The organism is Kitasatospora sp. NPDC059462 (assembly GCF_042749955.1).
GTDB lineage: Bacteria > Actinomycetota > Actinomycetes > Streptomycetales > Streptomycetaceae > Kitasatospora.
Genome location: NZ_JBHYUU010000071.1, coordinates 1 through 6,131 on the forward strand (window position 1 = coordinate 1; position 6,131 = coordinate 6,131).

Below are 6,131 nucleotides of genomic sequence, written 5' to 3' on the forward strand. Positions count from 1 at the left end.
TGAGCGAGGCGGACCGGCGCCGGATCTCCCGCTCGGGGATGACCGCGATCGAGACCGCCGACGGCCTGGCGCTCTTCGACGCCGCCCTGCGCACCACCGAGCCGGTCGTGGTGCCCACCCGATGGGACGCCCGGGTGCTGCGGGAGTCGGCCCGTTCCGGCGCGCTGCCGGAGCTGCTGCGGAACCTGGTGCCCACCCCGGTGCGGCGCGCGGCCGCGTCCTCGGCCGAGCAGCCCGGGGCGTCGTCGGCGACGGCGCGGCGGCTGGCCGGCCTGCCCGAGCCGCAGCAGTACGAACTGCTGGTGGACCTGGTGCGCACCGAGGCCGCGGCGATCCTCGGCCACGGGCGCGCCGGGTCGATCCGACCGGAGCAGGCGTTCCGTGAGCTGGGCTTCGACTCGCTGACGGCCGTCGAACTCCGCAACCGGCTCGGCGCCGCCACCGGTGTGCGACTGCCGGCCGGCCTGGTCTTCGACTACCCGACGCCCGCCGCGCTGGCCGGCTTCCTGCGCGAGCAGCTGGCCGACGCGCCACGACCCGCCGCCGCCGTGGTCACCGCGACCCGGGGCGACGAGCCGATCGCGATCGTGGCGATGAGCTGCCGCTACCCCGGCGGCGTGCGCACGCCGGAGGAACTCTGGCAGCTGCTCGCCTCCGGCACCGACGCCATCTCCGGGTTCCCCGTCGACCGGGGCTGGGATCTCGGCCTGCTCGCCGCCGACGGCCCCGACGAGGCCGGGACCAGCCACACCCGCGAGGGCGGCTTCCTGCACGACGCGGGCGACTTCGACGCGGCGTTCTTCGGCATCTCGCCGCGCGAGGCGCTGGCGATGGACCCGCAGCAGCGGCTGCTGCTGGAGACCTCCTGGGAGGCGTTCGAGCGGGCCGGGATCGACCCGACCTCGCTGAAGGGCTCGCGGACCGGCGTCTTCGCCGGGGTGATGTACCACGACTACGCCTCCTCGCTGCAGACGGTCCCCGAGGGCGTGGAGGGCTTCCTCGGCACGGGGAACTCGGGCAGCGTCATCTCGGGCCGGCTCTCCTACTCCTTCGGGCTCGAAGGCCCGGCGGTGACGGTGGACACGGCCTGCTCGTCCTCGCTGGTGGCCCTGCACCTGGCGGTGCAGGCGCTGCGCAACGGCGAGTGCACGCTCGCGCTGGCCGGCGGCGTCACCGTGATGGCCGGGCCGGGGGCGTTCGTCGAGTTCAGCCGTCAGCGCGGCCTGGCCGCCGACGGCCGCTGCAAGGCCTTCGGAGCCGGGGCGGACGGCACCGGCTGGGGCGAGGGCGTGGGCATGCTGCTGGTCGAGCGGCTCTCGGACGCCGAGCGCCACGGGCACCCGGTGCTGGCGGTGGTGCGCGGCAGTGCCGTCAACCAGGACGGCGCGTCGAACGGTCTGACGGCGCCCAACGGTCCCGCGCAGCAGCGCGTCATCCAGCAGGCCCTGGCCAACGCCCGCCTCACCCCCGGTGACGTCGACGCGGTGGAGGCGCACGGCACGGGGACCAGGCTCGGCGACCCGATCGAGGCGCAGGCGCTGCTGGCCACCTACGGACAGGACCGTGAACGCCCGCTGTGGCTGGGGTCGTTGAAGTCGAACATCGGTCACACCCAGGCGGCGGCGGGTGTGGGCGGCGTCATCAAGATGGTGCAGGCGCTCCAGCGCGGCGTCCTGCCCCGGACCCTGCACGTGGACGAGCCGTCCCCGCACATCGACTGGTCGACCGGCGCGGTACGGCTGCTGACCGAGCCGGTGGAGTGGCCGGCGGACGGCCGTCCGCGCCGGGCCGGCATCTCCTCGTTCGGCTTCAGCGGGACCAACGCGCACGTCATCGTCGAGCAGGCCCCGGCCGCGCCCGCCGAGCGCCGCCGGGAGGTGGAGAGCAGCGATGGGGCCGCGATCCCGTGGGTGCTGTCCGCCAAGACGCCCGAGGCCCTGCGGGACCAGGCCGCGCGGCTGCTCGCGTACGCGCAGGGGCGGGACGACCTGGGGGCGGCCGACGTGGCGTACTCGCTGGCCACCTCCCGGGCGGCGCTGGAGCACCGCGCGGCGGTGGTAGCGACGGACCCGGCGGGTGCGGTGGAGGGCCTGCGTGCGCTGGTGACCGGTGAGCCGTCCGGGGCGGTGGTCCGCGGGGTCGCGGTGCCCGGGGCGAAGGCGGCGCTGCTGTTCTCGGGGCAGGGGAGTCAGCGGCTGGGGATGGGGCGTGAGCTGCACGCGTCGTTCCCGGTGTTCGCGGCGGCGTTCGACGAGGTCTGCGCTGCCGTGGACGTCCACCTCGGACGGCCGTTGCGGGAGGTGGTGTTCGGTGAGGACGCGGAGCTGCTGGCGCGCACGGAGTTCACCCAGCCGGCGTTGTTCGCGGTCGAGGTGGCGTTGTTCCGGCTGGTGGAGTCGTGGGGGGTTCGTCCCGCCGTCCTGGCCGGGCACTCGATCGGCGAGTTCGCCGCCGCGCACGTCGCGGGCGTCTTCTCGCTGGAAGACGCCGCCGAACTGGTGGTGGCGCGCGGCCGGTTGATGCAGGAGCTGCCGCCGGGCGGGGTGATGGTGGCGGTGCAGGCCTCGGAGGACGAGGTGCTGCCGCTGCTCGCCGGCCGTGAAGAGAGCGTGGGTATTGCGGCGGTCAACGGCCCGTCCTCGGTGGTGCTTTCGGGCGACGAGGACGCCGTCGCAGAGGTCGTCGCACTCCTGGAGGGCCGCCGGACGAAGCGGCTCACGGTGTCCCACGCGTTCCACTCGCCCCTGATGGAGCCGATGCTCGCCGCCTTCCGCGACGTCGCCGCACGCGTCACCTTCGCCGCGCCCACCCTGCCCATCGTCTCCACCCTCACCGGGCACCTCCTCACCGCCGAGGAACTGGCCGACCCCGACTACTGGGTCCGCCACGTCCGCCACGCCGTCCGCTTCGCCGACGCCCTCGACACCCTCGCGGCCAACGGCGCGACAGCATTCCTGGAGATCGGCCCCGGCGGCCTGACCCCGATGGTGAAGGAAACCCTGCCGGACGCCCTCGCTGTCCCCGCCCTGCGGGCCGACCGCCCCGAACCTGCCGCCTTCACCACCGCCCTCGCCCACCTCCACACCCACGGCACCGCCCTCGACTGGACGGCCGTCCTCACCGGCACCGACGCCCGCCGCGTCGACCTTCCCACCTACGCCTTCCAGCGCCGCCGCTACTGGCTGGAGCCGGGCCCGGCGGCCGGGGACGTCACGTCGGCGGGACTGACGGCGGCCGACCACCCGCTGCTGGGAGCCGCCGTCACGCTGGCCGGCGGCGAGGGCGTGGTGCTGACCGGGCGGCTGTCCCTCACCACGCATCCCTGGCTCGCCGATCACGCGGTGTTGGGCACCGTGCTGCTCCCCGGCACCGCCCTGGTGGACCTCGCGCTGCGGGCCGCCGACGAGGTGGGGTGCGACCTCCTGGAGGAGCTGACCATTCAGGCCCCGCTCGCCCTTCCCGAGCAGGCCGGGGTCCAGCTCCAGGTCGTCGTGGCACCGGCCGACGAGGCCGGCCGCCGCACGCTCACCGTCTACTCGCGCGAGGCCGGCGGCGAGGCGGCCGACGCGCCGTGGACCGGCCACGCCACGGGGCTGCTCGGTACCGGTGCCGCCCCGGGGGCGGAGATCGAGCTGTCCGCCTGGCCCCCGCCGGGGGCGGGCCCGCTCGACACCGAGGCGGTGTACGAGCGGCTGGCGGCACTGGGGCTGGACTACGGCCCGGTATTCCAGGGCCTGCGGGCCGCCTGGCAGCAGGGCGGGGTCGTGTTCGCCGAGGTCGCCCTGCCCGAGGGGACGGGGACCGGCGGGTTCGGCGTACACCCGGCGCTGCTGGACGCGGCGCTGCACGCCGTCGCGCTGGGCGGGCTGCTGCCCGACAGCGGCGGGACGCGGGTCCCCTTCTCCTGGAGCGGTGTGCGCCGGTACGCGCCGGGCGCGGCCGGCCTGCGGGTGCGGATCGCCCCGGCCGGGGCGGACGCGGTGTCCCTGCTGGCCGCGGACGGGACCGGCCGGCCCGTCGTCTCGGTCGACTCCCTCGTCCTGCGGCCGGTTTCCGCGGACCAGTTGGCCGCCGCCCGCGCCGGGCGGCCGGACGCGCTCCACCGGGTCACCTGGGCACCCCTGCCGCTCGCCGCGCCGGTGGCCGCCGCTGCCCCCGGGCCGCAGGCCTGGGCGCTGGTGGGCGACGCCGGGAGCGGACCGGGCGCGGCGCTGCTCGCCGTCGGCCACGCCGTGGACGTGCACGCCGGGCCGGCCGAACTGCCGGCGGGGCCGGCGCTCCCCGACACGGTGGTGGCCCTCCCGCCCCTGATCCCCGGCGCGGCGCCGGGCACGCCGCAGGCGGCCCGGACCGCGACCGCCCACGCCCTCGCGCTGGTGCACGACTGGCTGGAGCGGGCGGGCTCCGGGGCGGCCCGGCTGGTGGTGCTGACGCAGGGCGCGGTCGCGCTCGACGGCCCGGCCGGTGACCGGGCCGAGCGGCCGGACCCGGCACAGGCCGCGGTCTGGGGCCTGCTGCGTTCCGCGCAGTCGGAGCACCCGGGCCGGTTCGTCCTGGCCGACCTGGACGACCACGAGGAGTCCGCGCGCGCCCTGCCGGCCGCGCTGGCGGCCGCCGTGGCCGCCGACGAACCGCAACTGGCGCTGCGCGAGGGCCGGACGTTCGTGCCACGCCTCGCCCGGGCGACGACGGCAGACGCGACGGCCCACACGGCGACGGCCGACACGGCGACGGCCGCCCCGGCGGCAGCCGACGAGGCGGGGCCCGCACCCGACCCGGCGGGCACCGTCCTGGTCACCGGCGCGACCGGGGCGCTGGGCCGGCTGGTGGCACGGCACCTGGTCGCGGTCCACGGTGCGCGGCACCTGCTGCTGGTCAGCCGGCGCGGACCGGAGGCCGAGGGCGCCGGCGAGTTCGAGGCCGAACTCGCCGCACTGGGCGCCCGGGTGACGACGGCGGCCTGTGACGTGGCGGACCGCGCCGCGCTCGCCGCGCTGCTCGACTCGGTGCCCGCCGAGCACCCGCTGACCGCCGTCGTGCACGCCGCCGGTGTGCTGGACGACGGACTGGTCGGCTCGTTGACGGCGGAGCGGCTGGACCGGGTGTTCCGCCCGAAGGTGGACGCGGCCTTCCACCTGCACGAGCTGACCGGCCGCCACGGGCCGGTGGAGCTGGTGCTCTTCTCCTCCCTCGCCGGCACCCTCGGCAACGCCGGCCAGGCCAACTACGCGGCCGCCAACGCCTATCTGGACGCGCTGGTGGAGCTCCGCCGCGCCCAGGGCCTGCCGGGCGCCTCGCTCGCCTGGGGGCCGTGGGCGGGCGACGAGGGGATGCTGGGCGAGCTCGGCGCCGAGGCGCTCGGGCGGATGGCCCGGGGCGGGGTGGTGCCGCTGTCGGCCGGCGAGGGCCTGGCCCTGCTCGACAGGGCCCGGGCGGCGGCCGCCGCCGGGGGCCCGGGCGTCCTCGTCCCGGTGCCGCTGAACCTCGCCGCCCTGCGGACCAGGGCCCGCAGCGAGCCGCTGCCGGCCGTCCTGCGCGGCCTGGTGCCGGTGACGGTCCGCCGGGCGGAGCGGGCGGGCGCCACCGCACTGGCGGAGCAGCTGGCCGGAGCGTCGCCGGACAAGCGCCGGCGGATCCTGCTGGCCACCGTCCGCGGCGAGGTCGCCGCCGTCCTGGGCCACGCCTCCGCCGAGGCGGTCGGCCCCGGCCAGGCCTTCCGCGACCTCGGCTTCGACTCGCTGACCGCCGTCGAACTGCGCAACCGCCTCGGCGCCGTCACGGGGCTGAGCCTGCCGGCCGGCCTGCTGTTCGACCACCCGACGCCGACCGCGCTGGCGGACCACCTCGGCGCCTCGATGCCGGCCGGGGACGCGGCGGCGGCGCCGTCCGTGCTCGCGGAGATCGACCGGCTCGAAGCCGCCCTGGCCGCCTCCCCGTCCGACCGGGGCCTGCGCAGCACCGTCACCATGCGCCTGGAGGTCCTGCTGGCGAAGTGGAACGGGGCGCAGGACGACGACCACCCCGGCGCCGACCGGGGCGCGGCCGCGGTCGAGGCGGCGACCGACGACGAACTCTTCGAGCTGCTGGACAACGAGCTCGGCACCTGATCGACCGGCACGAACTCCCCTCGG

The 6,131-nt window shown here is 77.1% G+C and carries 1 protein-coding gene; it reads left to right on the forward strand.

The features are described from left to right. Nucleotides 1-6,107 (forward strand): SDR family NAD(P)-dependent oxidoreductase (locus ACFXAM_RS19300; protein WP_380292723.1); only part of this gene is annotated, 6,107 nt, incomplete at its 5' end. Between the last annotated feature and the right edge of the window lie 24 nt (nt 6,108-6,131).